We start from the raw sequence: 20,169 nt of genomic DNA on the forward strand, positions 1-20,169 counted from the left end.
AGGCTGCCGGGGAACCCGGCCCAAGGGTGGCGGGGCCCCCCGTCGGGAGAGGTAGCGGTTGCGCCTGCCGCGCTCAAGGGCCGGCGCCGCATGGCTCTGTTTTCATCGCGCACGATCTTATTAGGCAGGTGTCGAACGATGAGCCTCGCCATTGCCGCGTGTATGTTGTCTGGAATTGATCTAATTCATCTTTGTTGTGTTTGAGGAACAGGCGGCGGCAATAGACGGAAACCCAGAACTAAACGCCGTTACTCGGTTGATCCGGGAAGCGTGGCCGCAGAAGACGCGACAGGGCGCGCGTGCCGCGCCGCTTCGAGTCGATGAGCCATGTCCCGCCTATGTCACCGCCGTTCCCCCTCTCGGGTCCGGCTTCCCCTCGGCCTCGCCCTGGCGGCGGCGAGCCTCGGCCCGGTACGGGCGCAACCAGTGCCGAGCGAGGTCGTCCTTGAAGAACTGAGCGTGGTCGGCCAGGGCGGCCCCGTCCCGGAGATCGCCACCGGACCGGTCAGCGGCTACCGGGCCACCCGCTCCGCCACCAGCACCAAGACCGACACGGCCCTGCGCGACTCGCCGCAGACCATCAACGTCGTGCCCCGGCAGGTGATCAGCGATCAGCAGGATCTGCGGCTCACCGATGCGGTGACGAATGTCAGCAACGTCGTGCCGGGCAGCATCGTCCAGGGGCGCTCGCAGAACTACATCATCCGCGGTTTCAGCACGCAGATCTTTGCCGTCGACGGCGTGCTGATCAATCCGGCCATCGCCTTCTATCCGGTCGAGCGCGACCTCGCGAATGCCGAGCGGGTCGAGGTGATCAAGGGCCCGGCCTCGGTGCTGTTCGGCCGGGGTGATCCCGGCGGCGTCGTGAACATCGTCACGCGGCGCCCGACGCTGGAGCCCTCCGGCGAACTCTCGGTGCTCGGCGGCGGCTTCGGCCTGCGCCGGCTGCAGGGCTCCGTGTCGAGCGCGCTGCTCGAATCCGACACCCTCGCCGGCCGGATCAGCTTCGCCGCGCAGGAAGACCCGACCTTCCGCAACATCGGCGACAACACCAATTCCAGGTACTTCATCGCCCCGGCGATCAGCTGGACGCCGACGCCCGACACGCGGGTCTACCTCAACTCCGAGTTCACGAAGCAGTACAGCCAGTACGACGAGGGGCTGATCGCCTTCCGGGGGCGGGTGCCGCTGGACGATGTCGGCCGGTATTACGGCACGCCGTGGTCGCGCTATTACGGCGAGGTCAATTCCACGACGCTGCGCATCGAGCACGACGTCAACGAGAATCTGACCCTGCGCCAGATCGTGAACGGGCAATGGGGCGTGTTCCACGTCTTCGCGTCCCGCGCCACGGGGGTGAACGCCGCCGGCACGACGGTCGCCCGCCGGGAATCGACCGTCGATTCGACCTTCGCGGCGGTGGATACCCAGAGCGAGGCGGTGCTGAAGTTCGACACGTTCGGCTTCAGTCACACGGCGCTGCTCGGCTTCGAGTACACGAACGGGTTCCGCCACCCGTACTCGCTCCAGGGCGTGCTGCCCTCGACCAGCTTCCTGAACCCGATCCTCTCCAACGTCTCCCCGGTGGGCCTCAGCCTGCAATCGGACCTGAAGCAGAAACTCGAACTGTTCGGCTTCTACCTGCAGGATCAGATCGCCCTCACGCCGCAATTGCAGCTTGTGATCGGCGCCCGGTTCGACCTCGGATCGCAATTCTATTTCAGCCGCACCACGGCCTCGCGGACCATCCCGCCGGATCAGGAATTGTTCGGCGCCTCGCCCCGGATCGGCCTGATCTACCGGCCCTTCGAGCCGCTGACCTTCTACGCGAGCTACGCCACCTCGTTCGCGCCGCAGACGGCCAATGTCCTGAACGTCGCCAACCCCGCGCCGGAGACCGGCGAGCAGGTCGAGATCGGCACCCGCATCGACATCCTGCCGACCCTGACCCTCTCCGGCTCGGCCTTCCGCATCACCCGCGACAACGTCGCCGCCACTGATCCCGCGAACACCGGCTTCTCGGTCATCACCGGGCAGCAGCAATCGCAGGGGTTCGAAGCGGACCTCGCGGGGGAGATCCTGCCGGGCTGGAACGTGATCGGCGGCGTCGGCTTCCTCGACGCGAAGATCACCCGCGACACCACCTTCGCCATCGGCAACCGCCTGGCCGGCGTGCCGACCTTCAGCGGCAGCGTGTGGACGACCTACGAGTTCCACGAGGGCTGGCTGCGCGGCCTCGGCCTCGGGGCGGGCGTCACCTATGTCGGCCAGCGGACGGGCGACCTCAACAACAGCTACTCCGTCGGCGCCTATGCACGCGTGGACGCCGCGATCTGGTACGATTTCGACGAGCGCTGGCGTCTCTCGGTCAACATCCGCAACCTGACGGATGCGCGCTACATCGAGCAGCCGTTCAACCAGTTCAACAACACGCCGGGGGCGCCGTTCTCGGCCATCGCCGCGATCCGCGTGAAGCTGTAGCGCGCCCTCACTCGGCGGGCGCGGCCACCAGCGGCTTGCGCGCGGTCCGCCGCCCGGCGGCCCGGCGGCGCAGGACGTAGAGGGCGATCCCCGTCGCCGCGAAACCCGGCATCGCCAGGGCCGCGAGGCAGAACAGCAGGGCGAAGCCCGCGCCGAAGAACCGGCCGCGATGCACTTCCAGCATGTTGCCGGCGATCCGCTTGCCCAGCGGCTGATCGGCCGCGCGCTCGGCCGACATGAGGGTGCCCGTGGCGGCCTCGTATCGCGCCTCGTTGCGGGCGGCGGGGCGGTCGTCGTCGCGGGAGAACCAGCGGATGCGGATCGGCTGCCGCCCCTCCTCCGGCAGCAGGATCTGCGCGCGGGCGGCATGGCGCCCCTCGCCCTCGCGGAACGCGGTCCAGACCGCATCGAGGCTGGGCGGCCCCTCCGGCCCGGCCTTGGCGCGCTTGCCCATCGCGGCGGGCTTGGCCCCGCCGATGAGCAGGGCGTTCGCCCCGTCCTTGAACCAGCCGTAGGACCATGTGAGCCCGGACAGGGCGATGATCAGGTAGACCGGCAGCAGCCACGTCCCGGCCACCGCGTGCAGCGACCACCACCGCGCCCGCCCGGGCCGGGACAGGCTCGGGCGCAGCCAGATCTTGAGGCGGTGCACCTGCGGCCAGCGCAGCACGATCCCCGTCACGAGGAACACAAGCAGGGCGATGGCGCAGGCGCCCGTGATCTGCCGTCCCCACCCATTGCCGTTGCCGGGCAGGAGCAGGAAGCGGTGGAGGGCGAGCACCGTGTCGAACAGGGGCTCGCCCCGCACCGGCCCGAGCACCGCGCCGTCATAGGGGTCGGCGAAGACCGAGTCCGGCCGCTGGCGCGTCGCCGGATCGCGGGCGAAGCGGATGGTGACGCTGGCGGTCAGGTCGTCCTGCAGGGTCAGCCGCGAGACGCGCTGGCCGGGCCTCTGCGCCTCGACGCGCCTCGTGAGATCCGGCAGGGCGAGCGGCGGCGCCTCCCGCGTCGCCACCGTCAGGCGGTCATGGTTCGCCCAATCGGTGAGGGCTTCTTCGTAGCTGAGGAGTGCCCCGGTCGCGCCCATCACCGCCAGGATCAGCCCGGCCGTGAGGCCGAGCGCCCAATGCAGGCGGAAGAGGATCGCGCGGGGGCTCGGCATCGCAAGGGCTCCGGGCTGTCCGCCGGGACGGCAGCATGCGGCACCGGGTAGGTGATGGAGCCGGCCCGATCAAGCGCCCTTCCCAAGCATTGCAGGCGTGAAATGCCAGCACTTTGCTTGATTATAAGAGATCTAAGGTAGGTTTTGGCCTCGTCGAGAATGTCGAGAACGATGAATGCTGCGCCGACCGGGCGCGCGGATCGGCGGCGGGGCGGCCAAGTTTTTCGATGGATTACAAGGCACGTCTACAGTCTCCGAGCAGGGATGTCAGGCTACTCCGCCCCTGAAACAAAATGATACACAACCTTCAAAGCTGAGTTGCAACTCCCCTTCAGCATCCGGTGTTTCCAGGCACTCACGAAGGAGGAAGACTTCCATGCGAATGAAGTTGATTGGCGCGGCCCTTCTCGCGCTCGGCACCATCACCGCCACGGCGGGGAGCGCGGAAGCCCGCGACGGGTGCGGACTCGGCTTCCACCGCACGATCTACGGCTTCTGCCGTCCGAACGGCTTCTACCGCCCCTACGCGTTCCGTCCGGCCTATGGCTACGGCTGGCGTCGGCACTATGGCTGGCATCGCCACTGGGGCTGGCACCGCCATGTCGGCTGGCGCGGTGGCTGGCACCACGGCTGGCGCCGTTGGTAACACCTGACGCGGCCTCACCGCCCCGTGCCCCGGTCGTGCCGTCTCTCGCGAGGCGGTGCGGGCGGGGCCGTTTCGTTTCCGGATCGGGCAGCTTCCCTGCGGCTGTACTTGCCTCGGACGGAGCCGACATCACGGAAAGGGTGGCGGCCCGCAAACATAGGCAATTGCGAACGCGTATCGCCGCCGATTCGTGCAGTCGTTTCACCGACTTTTTCGGTTTGGTCACGAATTGGTGACGCTTGCCTGCACTTCTGGTGGAGAAGCGGCGCGCCCCGGTGCGCCGTCACGTCCGATCGGTCCCCGATGCCCGCCCCCCAGCCGCTCCGCGTCGTCTCCACGAATCCCTCCGTCGAGGCCGATCCCGTACGCCGGCTCGCCACCTATTTCGATGGGCTCGACCAGGGTGTGATCGCCATCGACCGGCGGGGCCGCGTCGTGGTCGCCACCGCCCCCGCCCGCGCCATCCTCTCGGGCCTCGGCTTCACCGCGACCACCGGCTCCTCGGGCCGAGACTTGCTGCGCATCCTGGCGGCGATCACCGGCTCCGGCCTACGCGACGGCTTCGCGATGCTGCGCCGTGCCCGCGCGGAGGAAGGCCCGCAGGCCTTCGAGACGGTGACGGCCGGGCGCACCATCGCCCTGCGCATCCACCCCGTGGACGGGGGGTGGACCGTCGCCCTGGAGGACATGACCGAGGTCCGCGCGCGCGAGGCGAACTCGGCCGAGTTGGCGCGGATCGATCCGCTCACCGGCCTCGCCAACCGGCTGATGCTGCGCGAGCGCCTCAGCGCCTCCCTCGACCGCCTGAACCGCTACGGCGAGCCCTGCGCCGTGCTCCTCCTCGACCTCGACCGCTTCAAGCCGATCAACGACACCCTCGGCCACGCCGTGGGCGACGCGTTGCTGGAGAAAGTGGCCGACCGCCTGCGCTCGGCCGTGCGCAGCGCCGACACGGTGGCGCGGATCGGTGGCGACGAGTTCGTGGTGATCCAGGCCGGCGCCGCGCGGCAGGAGGACGTGACGATCCTCGCCCGGCGACTCGTGGACCTGATCGGCCGCACCTACATCATCGACGGGCAGTTGCTGACCATCGGCGTCAGCGTCGGCGCGGCCCTCGCGCCCAAGGACGGCACCGACGCGGAGCGGCTGCTCAAGCATGCCGACCTCGCCCTCTACCGCGCCAAGCTCGACGGGCGCGCCACGTTCCGGTTCTTCGAGCCGGAGATGGACGTGCGGATGCAGGCTCGGCGCCGGCTGGAACTCGACATCCGGCAGGCGCTCGCACGGCGGGAATTCGTGCTGCACTACCAGCCGCAATTGAACCTGAAGAACCAGAGCGTCACCGGCTGCGAGGCGCTGCTGCGCTGGAAGCATCCCGAGCGCGGCACGGTCTCCCCGGCGGATTTCATCCCGCTGGCGGAGGAGGTCGGGCTGATCGTGCCGATCGGCGAATGGGTGGTGCGGCAGGCCTGCCGGGACGCGGCCCTGTGGCCGGACACGGTCTCGGTGGCGGTGAACGTCTCGCCCGCCCAGTTCAAGAGCGACCGGCTGGTGGACATGATCGTCTCCGCCCTCGCCACATCCGGCCTGCCCCCGCGCCGCCTGGAGGTCGAGATCACCGAGGGCGTGCTGCTGCAGAACAACGATCACACGCTCGACACCCTGCACCGGCTGCGCAAGCTCGGTGTGCGCGTCTCGATGGACGATTTCGGCACGGGCTATTCCAGCTTGAGCTATCTGCGCAGCTTCCCCTTCGACAAGATCAAGATCGACCGCTCCTTCGTGAAGGACATCGCCACCGCGCCGGACGGCGACGCGATCATCCGCGCTATCGCCGGGCTCGGCCGCAGCCTCGGCATGACGACGGTGGCGGAAGGGGTGGAGACCGAGGAGCAGATGCGCCGCATCCAGGCCGAAGGCTGCACCGACGTGCAGGGCTACCTCATCAGCCGGCCGGTGCCCCTCGACGACCTGATGCGCCTGCTGCCGCGCGATCCGCACGACAACCCGTCCGCCCCGGGAGTTCACCCATGAGCGACCTCTACCGCCTCGTCTACGCCAGCAAGAACCTGCTCAACGGCTCGGAGCCGGAGGCCCGGGCGGCCGTGGAGACGATCCTCGACGCCTCCCGCCGCAACAATCCCCGGGTCGGTGTGACGGGGGCGCTGATGTTCAACGACGGCGCCTTCGCCCAGGTGCTGGAAGGCCCGCAGAAGGGCGTCGAGGACACGTTCGAGCGCATCCAGCGCGACCTGCGCCACGGCGACGTGACGGTGCTCGAATGCCGCCCGGTGACGGAACGCAGCTTCGCGGAATGGTCGATGGCCTTCGTCGGCCGCTCGACCGGCGGACAGGCCGCCTGGAGCCGCCTCGCCACCGAGAGCGGCTTCGACCTGCGCCGCCTCGACGGCGACGAGGTCTTCTCCATGCTGCACGGCCTCGTCCTCGAGGAAGAGGGCATGGCCGCCCCGCCGGCCGCCCCGCCCCCCGCCCCTCGCGCCCTCGACACCGCCCGCCTGCGCGAGGAGATCGCCCCCCTCCCTCGCCCGCAGGTCGTGCCGTCACCCGCGCCCGAGCCCGTTCCCGCGCGGATCGCGGGCGATGCCGCGGCCATCGCCATCCTGAAGGCGGCCCTGGCGGAGGAGCGCACCCGCACGACGACCCTGCGCAGCGAACTCGACGCCCTGCGCGTCGCCCTGGCCGAAGCCGAAGGCCGGCTCGATCACCTGCGCGAGCAGCGCGACCTCTGGCGCTACCGCTCCCGAGTGCTGGCGACGGCCCTGTGCGAGGACGCCGACGGTGACGACGCCGTGCAGGAGGACGAGCCCGCCGCGCCGGCCCGCGCCGTGGCGTGAGCACCAACTCGATAACGGATTGTAAAAATAACCAGGAATTTGAAGACTCCATCAACCCTCAAGACAGGCCGATTTGAGCCATTAACGCCCTCAAAACCGGGGGGCCATCAGAAGTGGAGACAAGCAAAAGAACGGTAGGGAGCCACAGTGCTTTCGACGGAATCAACTCGTAAACTCGTGAAGCTGCTCCCATTGCTGGCGAGCGATCAGGACGGCGAAGTCGCCGGTGCGGCCAGGGCCATCCGCCGGGCGCTCGCCGCAGATAACCTCGATCTACATGATCTCGCGCGCATCCTCGCTGGCCGCGCAGAGGGAGGTGCCCGACCGGAGGAACCCAGCGAGGCGAAACCCCACGACTCTCGAAGGCCCACGGCGTCCGAAGGATCGCGGTCCGATCGGCGTTCGGAAGCGCGGTTTCGAAAAGTCCTGCAGGCCGGCAAGATCGTTCTCCCCAACGGCGGTGTCCTCGATTGTAAGGTGAGGAACCGGTCCGAGAGCGGTGCGCTGCTTCAGCTTGCCAGCCTCAGCGGCGTACCGGATCAGTTCGTCCTGCAAATTCCATCGACTGCGGAGATGTTTGCTGTCGAGATCGTGTGGCGTGGCGACCACGAGATCGGTGTTTTCCGCATCTAGGCCGGCCAATCTCACGGCGAGACCACGGAGAGACATCCGCCGTTTGCCGCGCCCTGACCTCGACTGAGGCGCGGAGGCAAAGGGCGCCTGCATCGCCGCTCGCGAAACTCACCGACGGTTAGGTTCCCAGCCGAAAAGCCCATCTCCAGAAGTGACGCCCCGCTCGCACAACTGCGTGAGGGCAAGCGTTCGTGCGTCCGCCGAGCCTCACGCCGACACATTTGGCATTTAGCCAGTGATCGTCACAAATCGCAGGTTGAAGATTTGTGTTGTGAGGGGAAAGTAGCCGATATGAACGATTCGTCCCGGACAAAGCTGACTTTTGCCAAGTACATTCTGGTAGCTGCCGTCGTTTCCGCGATGGGGCAGTCCGTGAGCCAGGCTCAGGATGGCAGAGCCGCCAGTGAGAATCGGGCGGAGCGGTTGAGCGTCGAGAAGCAGGCCAGCGAGGCTAGAGTGGCTCGCCTGCGTTCGGAGAAAGCGGCCAGTGAGGCGCGTGTCGCGAAGCTGCGGTCCGAGAAAGAGGTAAGCGAGCTTCGGATTCAGAAGGAAGCGAGCCAGAAGCACATCTCGGACCTGCGTACCGAGAAGCTCGCCAGCGAAGCCCGGATGCGCCGGCAAAACCAGCATCGCTGAGCGGCCTCCGTCGTAACGCGACACCGCATCGTTCCAGTTCGCCCGCGAGAGTGAGCGCCCCCGGCTTTGTCAGGGGGCGCAACCCCTTGCTCCGCCCTGTCCCGGCGGCTACTGAATTGGACGCATCTGTCGTCGTGTCTGCTCGCTGCGAAGATGCGGAAGCCGAATCGCTGTTCCGGGTGAACGGCTTGGGCCTGTAGCTCAATGGTTAGAGCCGACCGCTCATAACGGTCTGGTTGTAGGTTCGAGTCCTACCGGGCCCACCATTCCCGTCCTCGCGACCTGTGGCCCGCCGGCGTCGTCGGTCTCGCTCCCCCGTCACGCCGCCGACATCGCCCGTGCGCGGGACCTCGCGAGGTGGCGTTCGATCAGCGTCTGCAGACGGGTCCGGTCGAAGGGCTTGCCGACATGGTCGTCCAGGCCGGCTGCGATCAGGGCGCGGACCTGCTCCGGCAGCACATGCGCCGTCATCGCGAGGATTGGCACATCGCGGATCTCGCTGTGCAAGCCACGGATCAGGCGCGTCGCGGTGATGCCGTCCATCACCGGCATCTCGATGTCCATCAGGATGAGGTCGAAGGGCTCGGCCTCGACCAGGGCGACGGCCTCCTGTCCGTCGCAGGCGGTGGAGACCCGGTAGCCCATCGCCTCCAGCACCATCTGCGCGATCTCGCGGTTGATCGCGCCATCCTCCACGAGGAGGAGATGCGCCGGCCGCGTCTTCGCTGTCCCGGATGCGGGAAGCGGCGCGCTGGGCGATGGTGGGTCGAGCCTCCGCTGCTCGGCCGGTGCTGCGGGCAGGACGAGATCGAACCAGAAGGTCGAGCCTTCGCCGTCGCGGCTCTCCAAGCCGATGGTGCCGCCCATCGCCTCGATGAGGCCCTTGGCGATGGCGAGGCCCAAGCCCGTGCCGCCGAAGCGTCGCGTCGTGCTGCTGTCGGCCTGGACGAAGCGCGCGAAGAGCCTGGCCTGGGCGTCTTCGGGAATGCCGATGCCGGTGTCGCGGACGGTGACGCGGAGCGCGATACCCTCCGGCGTCGCCGTCTGCGTGATCGTGGTGGTGACGGAGCCGGCCTGCGTGAACTTCACCGCGTTGTTCACGAGGTTGAGTAGAACCTGCCGCAGTCGGGTCTTGTCGCCGATGACGGGATGATCGTCCGCCGCGTCGCCCTCCATCACCAGGGCGAGGCCCTTGCGCTCGGCGGCGCCCGCGACCAGCGCTACGGTTTCCTCCACGAGGCCGAACGGCGAGAAGGGGGTAGCTTCCAGGGTGACGCCATCCGCTTCGATGCGGGCGTAATCCAGGATGTCGTTGACCACCGTGGTCAGGACCTCGCATCCGACCCGCATCTGGTCGATGCAGCGCCGCTGCTCCGGGGTCAGGCTGGCATCGTCGCGCAGGAGATCGCCGAAGCCGACGATGGCGTTGAGGGGCGTGCGCACCTCGTGGCTCATCGTGGCGAGGAAGTCGCTCTTGGCGCGCTCGCCGGCTTCGGCGCGACACTGCGCCGCCTCGGCCCGGTCGCAGGCTTCGGCCAGTTCCGTCGTCCGGGCGGCGACGCGCACCTCAAGGTCCGCATTGGCCTGTTCGAGGGCGCGGTCGCGCTCGCTGAGGCGCGCGAGCAGCTTACTCAGCGCATCCGTCAGCACGGTGATTTCGAGATAGCCGCGCGGCTTCGGCAACTGGCCATGGGCGGGGGCGTTGCCGATGACGCCGGCCGCCCGCGCGAGAGCGCGGAGGGGATCGGCCAGCCGCTCGGCGGCCAACCAGCCGAGGAGCGCAAACAGCAGCGCGAAGGCGACGCCGCCGAGCACCAGCCGGTTGATGATCGGATCGGAGATGGACCGCGCGAATTCGACCGGCTGCCGGACCAGGATGGTCCAGGGCAGCGTCGGCCTCCGGAGGGAGGGTTGGCCACGGCTGGCGCCGGTGAAGTAATCGCCGCCATCGGGCCACCGTCCCCGGGCGCTGGCGAGTTCGGCCCCGGCGGCGAGCGCCGAGAGGGCCGGCAGATCGGTGTCGATCCGGCGGCCGGTCTGATCGCCCGGGCCGAGGACGACGGTCCCGTCCCCGGCGAGAATCATCACCTCGACGCTCGGCTCCCGCTTCAGCGCCGTCGCGATGGCCGCTTGGCTCATCTCCCGCATCCAGCTGACGCTCAGATGGCCACCGACGACGCCGACCTTCGTGCCCGACGCGTTACGGAACGGCATGGCGACGTCCACGAAGCGGTGCGGCTCGCCGTATGGCAGAGCCGGCAGACGCGTGGCGAGCAGCTTCGCTTCGTGGATGTCGATGACGGTCGGCGCCTGGAGGCCCTCCTGAAACCACGGGCGTGCCGCAACGCTCTCGCCCTCCAGCATGCCCCCAGTGCTCGCGAGGACGATGCCGTTGCTGTCGGCGAAGCCGATCCAGGCATAGGCGGGATAGCTCTCGCGCAGGGCATCGACCCAGGTGCGGCGGGCCTCGGGCGTGGTCGCGTTGGTGCGGGCCACGGAGGACAGCACGGTCATGTCGCCGAGGCGCTCGGTGATGTTCGCGTCGATGATCTGCCGCAGGTGTTCCGCGAGTTCCGCCGTGTGTGCCTCGGCGCGGATCTGCACCCGCTGGGCGACGAACTGGGACACGACGAGCGTGGCGGCGACGGTGAGGAGCAATGCCCCACCGGCAAAGACGAGGGCAAGGAGCGTCCGCAACCGCATCAAGACGACCTCGCGTCAGCCGCCGGACCGTCTTGAGAGGCGGTCGACCGGCTTGGGATGATCGAAGATCGTGTGATCTTTCCGACCAAGTCGGTCAATGAGTGGCACGCCAACCCTTTATCGGTGGTGTTTCCACGAAGGTCAGTCCGCAGACAATCTCAGTCTGCGATGTCCTTGCATCATGTCTCGACAAGACTCGGCCCGAGGCTGGTCTTGTCGAGTTGGCGAATCACCGCCCGGGTGTGGTGGGGCCGCGCGATGGCGGCCCCGCCGCCGTCACTTCCCGCTGGGGGCCGCGCCGCTGCCGGTGGCGCCGTTGCCGGTGCTGCCCGAACCGGCGGCGGCGCCGGACGTCGAGGTGTTGCCGTTCGGCGTGCTTTGCGCGGCGGCCATGCCGACCGTGCCAGCGAGAACGGCGAGCGCGAGGACCGACGATTGAAGGGTACGGTTGATCATGGCGTGCTCAATTCTTTCTGCCGGGTCATTCCGGTATGATAGTACAACCGGAGGTTTGTGCAGTCGTTCCTTGATTATCCCCGATGGCCGAGGGCCGGCAGGACATGCCGGCCGAACGCCTCTACGAACGCGGTCTGATCACCCGCGACCTGATGGATGATGATTTCGGCCGGGCCCAACTCCATGAGTTCGGCGAGCCACGCGGCATGGCGCCCGAAATCCTCCGAGACCCGCACGTAGCCCGGCACGTCCTCGGGCCGCACGAAGCGCGAGGCCGTGTCGAAATCCTCCGGCCGGCGCAGATCCCAGTTCGCGTCGCCTTCGAGCATGTTGCTTGCCCATTGGGCGTGGGCCTGCGCGAGCGCCTTGGCGGGGTCGGGATCCCAGCACACCTTCGTCTGCATGAAGATCGGCTTGCCCGCGCCGCCGCCCTCGCGGAACGCCTCGAAGACCGGGCGCAGCTTGGCGGGGTCGATGCCCACGGTGACGAGCCCGTCCGCCCAGGCGGCGACTTTGCGGGCCGTCTCCGGCGTCACCGCGCCGGCGATCAGCAGGGGTGGGCGTTCGGGCCGGGAGTACAGCTTGGCGTCGATGACGGTGACGCGCCCTCGGTGAGTGACGGTCTCGCCCTCGAACAACGCGCGGATCACGGCGGCGCATTCGGCCAGCCGGGCCGTGCGCTCGGCCTTGTCCGGCCAGGGCAGGCCGGTGACGTCCTCGTTGAGGCGCTGGCCGGAGCCGAGGGCGAGCCAAAGGCGCTCCGGGAACATCTCGGACAGGGTCGCGGCCGATTGCGCCAGCACCGCCGGGTGGTGGCGGTAGCCCGGCGCGGTGATGATCCCGAACGGCAGGCGCGTCGTCGCGAGGGCGGCGCCGAGCCAGGACCACGCGTGGCCCGCGTGACCCTGCTTCACGCTCCAGGGGCGGAAATGCTCGGAGGACATGGCGCAGGTGAAGCCCGCCGCCTCGGCCGCCTGGACGTCGCGCAGCAGCGCCGAGGGAGCATGCTGCTCGTGCGAGACGTGGTAACCGATCCGTGTCACGGTGGTGATCTCCTGATCATGCGAGTGTCCGCGAACGCGGTTCAGTTTAGAAAGACTTTGCGAAGCGGGAGCTTAGCCTGTGTTCTGTGCATGAGGGGCCTGCGCGCGCACGCCATTGTGACGTGAGCCGCGGCACGATTATCTCGCGTCTGCGAGATTGCTCGTGTCAGCCAACCAGGATGGTTCATGGCCCAGTCTGAAGGGTCTTCCAAGCGCTCATCGGCCGCTGGCGGGTGGGGTGCGCTGAAGAGCTGCGGCAAGCACCTGCTCGGCAGCCGTGCGCCGCTGACGGGAGCCCGCGCCCTTCTGAAGGCCAACCAGCCCGACGGGTTCGATTGTCCTGGCTGCGCCTGGGGCGACCCGGAGCATGGCTCGTCGTTCGAATTCTGCGAGAACGGCGTGAAGGCGGTCTCCTGGGAGGCCACCGACAAGCGCACGAAGCCGTCCTTCTTCGCCCGGCACACGCTCACCGAGCTGCGGGGCTGGAGCGACTACGCCCTGGAAGGCCAGGGCCGCCTCACCCACCCGATGCGCTACGACGCGGCGAGCGACCGCTACCTTCCGGTGAGCTGGGAGACGGCGTTCGCGGAGATCGGCGAGACCCTCCGCGGGCTCGATTCCCCCGATCAGGCCGAGTTCTACACGTCCGGCCGCGCCTCGAACGAGGCCGCCTACCTCTACCAGTTGTTCGCCCGCGCCTACGGGACCAACAACTTCCCCGATTGTTCGAACATGTGCCACGAGGCGAGCGGGGTCGCCCTCATCGACGCGATCGGCGTCGGCAAGGGCACCGTGCTCCTCGAGGATTTCGAGAAGGCGGACGCGATCTTCTGCGTCGGGCAGAACCCCGGCACCAACCATCCGCGCATGCTCGGCGACCTGCGCCGGGCGGCCGAGCGCGGCGCGAAGGTCGTGGTGCTGAACCCGGTGCGCGAGCGGGGGCTGGAGCGCTTCGCCGACCCGCAGAACACCGTCGAGATGCTGCGCGGCGCGAGCCAGCCCATCGCGAGCCACTACCTTCAGCCGCGTTCCGGCGGCGACATGGCCGCCTTCCGGGGCATCGCCAAGATCGTATTCGCCCGCGATGCCGAAGCCCTGGCGGCGGGCCGCCCGTCGATCCTCGACCGCGCCTTCCTCGAACACCACACGGCCGGGCTCGACGCCTATCGCGCCGCCGTCGAGGCGACCTCCTGGGAGGCGATCCTCGACCAGTCCGGCCTGACCCGGGACGAGATCGACGCGATGGCGGAGGTCTATCTCGGGGCGCAGCGCGTCATCGCCACCTGGGCGATGGGCGTGACCCAGCACCGGCACTCGGTGGCGACCATCCGGGAGATCGCCAACCTCCTGTTCCTGCGCGGCCATATCGGCCGTCCGGGCGCGGGCCTCTGCCCGGTGCGCGGCCATTCGAACGTGCAGGGCGACCGGACGGTCGGCATCAACGAGCGCCCCGCCGAGGCCTTCCTCGCGTCGCTCGAACAGCATTTCGGCCTGCCGATGCCGCGCCGGCACGGGCACAACGTGCTCGCCGCCATCCGCGCGATGCGCGACGGCACGTCGAAGGCCTTCATCGGGCTCGGCGGCAACTTCCTGCGGGCGACGCCGGACACGCCGGTGGTGGCGAAGGCGCTGGCCTCCTGCCGGCTCACCGTGCACATCGCCACGAAGCTCAACCACGCTCATCTCGTGCCCGGCGCGATCGGCTACCTGCTGCCCTGCCTCGGCCGCACGGAGATCGACCGCAACGCCGAGGGCAAGATCCAGATCGTGACCGTCGAGGATTCGATGAGCATGGTCCACGGCTCCGGCGGCATCAACAAACCGGCCTCGAAGGAGCTGCGCTCCGAGATCGGCATCATCGCCGGCATGGCGCAGGCCACCGTGGGCTCCGCAGCCATCGACTGGGCGGGCTTCGCCGCCGATTACGACCGGATTCGCGAGGCCATCGCGGCCACGATCCCGGGGTTCACCGGGTACAACGCGCGGGTGCGCAAGCCGCGCGGCTTCATGCTGCGCAACCTCGCCGCCGAGCGGGTCTTCGACACCGGTACCGGCCGCGCCAACTTCGCCGCCGTGCCCCTGCCCGCCGAGACGGAGCATCAGGCTGCGACCAAGACGCGCGACACGTTCGTGCTGCAGACCTTCCGCAGCCACGACCAGTACAACACGACGATCTACGGTCTCGATGACCGCTACCGCGGCGTGTACGGCGAGCGCCGGGTGATCTTCGCCCATCCCGACGACCTCGCGGAGATCCGCGACCGGCTCGGGGAGCGCGTCGACATCCTCGGCACCCACGACGACGGCATCACGCGGCGGGCGGAGGATTTCCGCCTCGTGCCCTTCGACATGCCGCGCGGTTCGCTGGCGGGCTACTACCCGGAGTTGAACGTCCTCGTGCCGCTCTCGACGTTCGGCGAGAAGAGCGACACGCCGACCTCCAAATCGGTTCTCGTGACCCTTCAGCCGCGCGCGGCGGCGTGAGCGAAACACTGGACGAGGCGGCGTTCGTCGCCGCCCTCGGCCGGGTGTCGGCCGTTCACCCCGAGCTGCCCCCGCTCGAAGCGGGGCTCCTCGCCGCCCTCGCCCTCGGTTTGCCGGGGGACAGCCGCGCCTTCGCCCGCACCTTCGCGGTGGAGCACGCCCTCGTCCTGCGCGCCCTGTCGGAGTTGGAGGAAGCCGGCCACGTGGCGGTCACGGATCGCGACGGGCGCACGCAGCGGACGCGCTATCGCGCGGCCGCGCCGACCCCTACCTAATCGGGTCGGCGCGGAAGCGGCCCTGTTCCGCTTCGGCGGGTTGGCACCGGCAGGTCGCCGGCACGGACGAGGCACCCTTGTGCGCCGGAGCCTCGCAGGTGAGCAGGCGGGTGAGCAGGTGCTCCAGCGGGTCCGCCTGATACGGCTTCTGCAGCACCGGCACGGCCTGATAGGCGGCCTCCAGGCCCTGCCGCCCGTAGCCCGTGGCGAACAGGAACGGGATGCACCGCTCGAACAGCAGATCCGCGATCGGGTAGCTGCGCGTGTTGCCGAGGTTCACGTCCAGCACCGCGAAATCGAAGTCCTCGTTGCGCGCGAGGGCCAGCCCCTGTTCGAGGCGCATCGCGATCACGACTTCGCAGCCGAGATCGAGAAGCATGTCTTCGGCGAACATGGCCACGAGGCTCTCGTCCTCGACCAGTAGCACCCGGCGTCCGGTCAGCATGGTCATGGGGCCAGGGACCCTTCGACCGTCTCTTGGCCGATCCAGCCTAGTTGCGTCAGCGGGATGCGCATGGCGCAGACGACGCCGGCCGGCGCGTAGGTGATGACGGCGCTGCCGTCGAACTCCAGCGGCAATTGCCGCTCGATCAGCCGGGAGCCGAACCCCTTCCGTGTGGGCGGCGTGACGGGCGGTCCATCCTGTTCCTGCCACGTTAGGTCGAGCTGCTGCTGCCCGCCGCCGAGGTCCGACAGCGCCCAGGTGACGGAGACCCTGCCCTCGCCGGTCGAGAGGGCGCCGTACTTGGCAGCGTTGGTCATCAGCTCGTGCAGCGCCATCGCCAGGGTCACAGCGACTTTCGGGTGGAGCCGTGCATCCGGGCCGTTGAGCCGGAAGCGGTTGATGTCGACCTCCGCCAGGAGATGGGGGGCGAGCGACCGCTCGATCACGCTGATCAAGCTGGCGCTCTCCCAATTGTCCTCGACCAGCACGTTGTGGGCGGTGGAGAGGGCGGTCATGCGTGCGTCGAACACGGCGCGCACGGCCAGATCGGTGCGGCCCCGGAAGGTCTGCGCGGCGATGGATTGCACCGTCGCGAGGGTGTTCTTCACCCGATGGTTCAACTCGTTGATCAGCAGGCGCTGACGCTCGGCAGCGGCCTTCTCCTCGCTGATGTTTCGCACCTCGATGATCGTGCCGATGATGTTGGCGGAATCGTCGCGGATCGGACTCGCGGTGAACCCGACCGGATAGAAATGCCCGTCGCGGTGGACGAACACCTCTTCGCCGCGCTCCTGGTTGTTCTCCGGGAAGGCGCGGTCGATGGCGCATTCGTGCAGCGGGAACGGGCGCCCGTCGGGATAGGTGTGGTGGACGATGTCGTGCAGCGGGCAATCCCGCGCCAGGACCTCGTCCAGCGTCCAGCCGGTCAGCTCTTCGGCGGCGCGGTTCATGTAGATGCAATGCTGGCGGTCATCCATCAGGAAGATGGACACCGACGCGTTGTTGAGGACCGCGTTGAGCCGCCGCTCGGTTTCGAACAACTGGCCCGCATGGCGCAGCGTCGGTAGCGGCCGGATCGCAGCGGGCTCAGACTGTAGCGGTTGCCGGGAATTCGGCACGAGCACGACCCTTCACACGTCTCTTCTGAAAGCCTGAGTTGTGCAATGCCCAAGGCTGGGGCCGGTTCCCCTGCCCCGACGTTGCGGCTGGCAGGCGAGCGGGGATCGGTTCGGTCGCGGTGGACGGGGTCGACCGCGCGCTCGGCCGCGCAGGGTCTCGATGCCGCCCGGCGCGGCGCTTGCCATCAGCACGAGCCCGCCGCCGGCCTCGCTGGCGAGCAGGCGTCGGAGGGCGGAGGCCGGGCGACGGAACGTGCGGGGTGCGTGCATGCCCCCAAGGGGAGTGCCAAGGTTGGCGCTCCGGTTCAAGCCCAATCGGGCCGGGCGGTTCAGAACGAGCGCGGAAGCCCGAGGATATGCTCGGCGACGTAGGACAGGATCAGGTTCGTGGAGATCGGCGCCACCTGATAGAGGCGCGTCTCGCGAAACTTGCGCTCCACGTCGTATTCGGCGGCGAAACCGAAGCCGCCGTGGAACTGGATGCAGGCATTGGCCGCCTCCCAGGACGCCTTGGCGGCGAGATATTTCGCCATGTTGGCCTGCGCGCCGCAGGGCTCGCCGGCATCGTAGAGGCGGCAGGCCTCGTAGCGCATGAGGTTGGCCGCCTCTACCTCGATGAAGCTCTCCGCGATGGGGAATTGCACACCCTGGTTCTGGCCGATGGGGCGGCCGAACACCACGCGCTCCTTTGTGTAGGCGGTGACCTTGTCGATGAACCAGTAGCCGTCGCCGATGCATTCGGCGGCGATCAAGGCCCGCTCGGCGTTGAGCCCGGTCATGATGTACTTGAAGCCCTGGCCCTCCTCGCCGATCAGGTTCTCGGCGGGGATCTCGAGCTCGTCGAAGAACAGCTCGTTGGTCTCGTGGTTGACCATGTTGAGGATCGGCCGCACCGTCAGGCCCTTCTTCATGGCCTCGTGCAGGTCCACGATGAAGATCGACATCCCCTCGGATTTCTTCTTCACCTGATCGAGCGGCGTGGTGCGGGCGAGCAGGATCATCAGGTCCGAGTGCTGGACCCGCGAGATCCACACCTTCTGCCCGTTGATGACGTAGCGGTCGCCCCGGCGCACGGCCGTGGTCTTGATCTTGGTGGTGTCGGTGCCGGCGCCGGGCTCGGTGACGCCCATCGATTGCAGCCGCAACTCCCCCGCCGCGATGCGCGGCAGGTAGTGTCGGCGCTGCTCCTCCGAGCCGTGCCGAACGAGGGTGTTCATGTTGTACATCTGGCCGTGGCAGGCGCCGGAATTGCCGCCCGAGCGGTTGATCTCCTCCATGATGACGGAGGCTTCCGTCAGACCGAGGCCGGAGCCGCCGTATGCCTCGGGGATCAGCGCGGCCATCCAGCCGGCCTTGGTCAGGGCCTCGACGAACGCCTCCGGGTAGCCGCGCGCCTCGTCGATGCGGCGGTGATACTCCGCCGGGAAGTCGGCGCAGAGCGCCCGCACCGCATCGCGGATCTCGCCATGGCTGCCGTGGTCGATCGTCTGCATCGGTGCTCCTCCCGCCCCCGAGATAGGTTCGGGAGGGCGCCCCGCCAGCAGGCCCGGCGGGACGCCGCAGGGCTTAGCCCTTCTTGACGTTCCAGAACACCGGCACGCCTTCGAGCACGCCCGAGATGTTGGGCCGGTAGGAGGTCTGCACGAAGTACTGGCCGAGGGGCAGGTAGGGCAGGTCCACGAAGGCCTGCTTCTGGATCTCGGCGGCCACCGTCTTCTGGCTCGCGACATCGGGCGAATCGAGCCATTGCGAGCGCAGGGCCTCGATCTTCTCGCTGGTCGGCCAGCCGATGGCCGCGCCCGCGCCGTTGCCGCGCAGGAACGAACTGACGGCCGGGTTCGCCTGATCGAGCCCCGCCCAGAAGGTGCAGAACGCGTTCCAGCCGCCCTGCGCGATCGGGTCCTTCTTCGCCCGCCGCTGCACGACGGTGCCCCAATCCATGACCTGATAATCGACGTTGAACCCGGCGCGGGAGAGCATGTCGGCGGCGACATCGGCCAGCGCCTTGAGGGTCGGGAAGTCGGACGCGCCCATGAGCACGATCTTCTCACCCTTGTAGCCGGCGGCGGCGAGTTCCTTCTTGGCCGCCTCGAAGTCGCGCTTCGAGGTCAGGGCTTCGAGGCCGACATCGTTCGCCATCGGCAGCTTCGGGCAGAAATAGCCGACAGGCGCGTGCATCAGCTTCGGGTCGGTGCCCGTCACCGCTTGCATGAAGTCGGTCTGGTCCACGACCTTGAGCAGCACCTTGCGGATCGCCGGGTTGTCGAACGGCGGCAGGAGCTGGTTCATCCGCAGCGTGCCGATGAGGCCGGTCGGGTCCTTGATGGTGGTGGTGAGGCCCCGCAGCGTCGGCACGAGATCGGCCGGGGGCTGCTCCCACCAATCCATCTCGCCGGTCTGCATCGCGGAGGCGGCGGTGGCCTGATCGGGGATGATCGTCCACTCCACCCGGTCGACGTAGGCGCGCTTCGGGCCGGAGGTCCATTGCGCCTCGCCGCCCTCGCGGGGGACGTAGTCGGCGAACTTCTCGTAGACGACGCGGGCGCCGACGATGCGCTCGTCCGCCTTGAAGCGGAACGGGCCGCTGCCGACCATCTCCGTCACCTGCGTGAAGGCGTCGGTCTTGGCGAGCCGCTCCGGCATGATCGCGCAGATGTTGGATCCGACCTTGCCCAGCGCATCCGGCAGGAGGACGAAGGGCTTCTTCAGCCGGAACTGGATGGTCGTGTCGTCCAGCGCGGTGAGTTCGTCCGTGTAGCTCAGGAGCGACTGCCCCATGGCGTCGCGCTTGCCCCACCGGCCGATGCTGGCGACGCAATCCCGCGCCAGGACCGGCGTGCCGTCGTGGAACTTCAGGCCCGGCCGCAGGGTGATCTTCCAGCGCTTGCCGTCGTCCTCCGTGACATGGCCCGCCGCCATCTGCGGCTGGGCGCGGAAGCTGCTGTCGAGGCCGTAGAGCGTGTCGAAGACCGCCAGCCCGTGGTTGCGGGTGACGTAGGCGGTGGTCCAGATCGGGTCGAGGACCGTCAGGTCGGCCTGCGGGATGAATTTGAGCACCCGCGAGTTCGCACCCTGCGCGAGCGCCGGCGCGGCCAGCGCGGCCCCGGACACGGCCATGAAACGACGTCTGTTCAGCACGATCACACGCTCCGTTGTGGAAGGCACGCGAGCGTAGCATGGGCCGGGCCATTGGCACCGGCCAAGCCTCGAAACCGAATCTTCACCACGCTCC

Annotated in this window: 16 protein-coding genes and 1 tRNA gene; 9 read left to right on the forward strand and 8 right to left on the reverse strand. The window is 68.5% G+C overall.

Annotation, left to right across the window (positions count from 1 at the left end; genetic code table 11):
- Positions 1-327: 327 nt before the first annotated feature.
- Entirely contained in the window at positions 328-2,481 is a 2,154-nt protein-coding gene (locus AAHF99_RS09185) for a TonB-dependent siderophore receptor (RefSeq protein WP_342163874.1), read from the forward strand.
- Positions 2,482-2,488: 7 nt separating this feature from the next.
- On the opposite strand, the gene AAHF99_RS09190 is transcribed toward AAHF99_RS09185, so the two are convergent.
- Entirely contained in the window at positions 2,489-3,643 is a 1,155-nt protein-coding gene (locus AAHF99_RS09190) for a PepSY-associated TM helix domain-containing protein (protein ID WP_342163876.1), read from the reverse strand.
- Positions 3,644-4,019: 376 nt separating this feature from the next.
- On the opposite strand from AAHF99_RS09190, the gene AAHF99_RS09195 reads away from it, so the two are divergent.
- From AAHF99_RS09195 to AAHF99_RS09220, 6 genes are all read left to right on the forward strand, one after another.
- Positions 4,020-4,289, forward strand: coding sequence for a GCG_CRPN prefix-to-repeats domain-containing protein (locus tag AAHF99_RS09195; RefSeq protein ID WP_412759854.1), 270 nt, complete (start codon positions 4,020-4,022; stop codon positions 4,287-4,289).
- Positions 4,290-4,592: 303 nt separating this feature from the next.
- On the forward strand, positions 4,593-6,323 hold the full coding sequence (locus AAHF99_RS09200) for a putative bifunctional diguanylate cyclase/phosphodiesterase (RefSeq protein ID WP_342163877.1): 1,731 nt from the start codon (positions 4,593-4,595) through the stop codon (positions 6,321-6,323).
- The gene (locus tag AAHF99_RS09205; protein WP_342163878.1) at positions 6,320-7,144 is read left to right on the forward strand and encodes a BLUF domain-containing protein; all 825 of its coding nucleotides are present in this window, start codon (positions 6,320-6,322) and stop codon (positions 7,142-7,144) included. The genes AAHF99_RS09200 and AAHF99_RS09205 overlap by 4 nt, the downstream gene beginning before the upstream one ends.
- A 147-nt stretch (positions 7,145-7,291) precedes the next feature.
- Entirely contained in the window at positions 7,292-7,777 is a 486-nt protein-coding gene (locus tag AAHF99_RS09210) for a hypothetical protein (protein ID WP_342163880.1), read from the forward strand.
- Positions 7,778-8,068: 291 nt separating this feature from the next.
- Positions 8,069-8,413: a hypothetical protein gene (locus AAHF99_RS09215; protein WP_342163881.1), complete on the forward strand. Its 345-nt coding sequence runs from the start codon at positions 8,069-8,071 to the stop codon at positions 8,411-8,413.
- Positions 8,414-8,603: 190 nt separating this feature from the next.
- A tRNA-Ile gene (locus AAHF99_RS09220) sits at positions 8,604-8,679 on the forward strand.
- Between the two features lie 52 nt (positions 8,680-8,731).
- Here AAHF99_RS09220 and AAHF99_RS09225 read toward each other — a convergent pair.
- The 3 genes from AAHF99_RS09225 to AAHF99_RS09235 form a co-directional block, all read right to left on the reverse strand.
- Positions 8,732-11,116, reverse strand: coding sequence for a hybrid sensor histidine kinase/response regulator (locus AAHF99_RS09225; protein ID WP_342163882.1), 2,385 nt, complete (start codon positions 11,114-11,116; stop codon positions 8,732-8,734).
- A 276-nt stretch (positions 11,117-11,392) separates the two neighbouring features.
- A complete protein-coding gene (locus AAHF99_RS09230) occupies positions 11,393-11,572 on the reverse strand; it encodes a hypothetical protein (RefSeq protein ID WP_342163883.1) in 180 nt (59 codons plus the stop codon).
- A 74-nt stretch (positions 11,573-11,646) separates the two neighbouring features.
- Entirely contained in the window at positions 11,647-12,615 is a 969-nt protein-coding gene (locus tag AAHF99_RS09235) for a TIGR03885 family FMN-dependent LLM class oxidoreductase (protein ID WP_342163884.1), read from the reverse strand.
- A gap of 186 nt (positions 12,616-12,801) precedes the next feature.
- On the opposite strand from AAHF99_RS09235, the gene AAHF99_RS09240 reads away from it, so the two are divergent.
- Both AAHF99_RS09240 and AAHF99_RS09245 read left to right on the forward strand, forming a co-directional pair.
- A complete protein-coding gene (locus tag AAHF99_RS09240; RefSeq protein WP_342163885.1) occupies positions 12,802-15,099 on the forward strand; it encodes an FdhF/YdeP family oxidoreductase in 2,298 nt (765 codons plus the stop codon).
- Entirely contained in the window at positions 15,096-15,374 is a 279-nt protein-coding gene (locus tag AAHF99_RS09245) for a hypothetical protein (protein ID WP_342163886.1), read from the forward strand. The genes AAHF99_RS09240 and AAHF99_RS09245 overlap by 4 nt, the downstream gene beginning before the upstream one ends.
- On the opposite strand, the gene AAHF99_RS09250 is transcribed toward AAHF99_RS09245, so the two are convergent.
- The 4 genes from AAHF99_RS09250 to AAHF99_RS09265 all read right to left on the reverse strand — a co-directional run bounded on the left by AAHF99_RS09250 (position 15,367) and on the right by AAHF99_RS09265 (position 20,075).
- Positions 15,367-15,825, reverse strand: coding sequence for a response regulator (locus tag AAHF99_RS09250; protein ID WP_342163887.1), 459 nt, complete (start codon positions 15,823-15,825; stop codon positions 15,367-15,369). The genes AAHF99_RS09245 and AAHF99_RS09250 overlap by 8 nt on opposite strands.
- Complete coding sequence (locus tag AAHF99_RS09255; protein ID WP_342163889.1) at positions 15,822-16,937, reverse strand: sensor histidine kinase; 1,116 nt, start codon at positions 16,935-16,937, stop codon at positions 15,822-15,824. Before AAHF99_RS09255 ends, AAHF99_RS09250 begins: the two co-directional genes overlap by 4 nt.
- Before the next feature lie 329 nt (positions 16,938-17,266).
- Positions 17,267-18,430, reverse strand: a complete 1,164-nt coding sequence (locus AAHF99_RS09260) for an acyl-CoA dehydrogenase family protein (RefSeq protein WP_342163890.1) — start codon at positions 18,428-18,430, stop codon at positions 17,267-17,269.
- A 73-nt stretch (positions 18,431-18,503) separates the two neighbouring features.
- Entirely contained in the window at positions 18,504-20,075 is a 1,572-nt protein-coding gene (locus AAHF99_RS09265) for an ABC transporter substrate-binding protein (protein WP_412759855.1), read from the reverse strand.
- Positions 20,076-20,169 lie beyond the last annotated feature (94 nt).

Origin of the sequence: Methylobacterium litchii, from assembly GCF_038442315.1 — a bacterium.
Lineage (GTDB): Bacteria > Pseudomonadota > Alphaproteobacteria > Rhizobiales > Beijerinckiaceae > Methylobacterium > Methylobacterium litchii.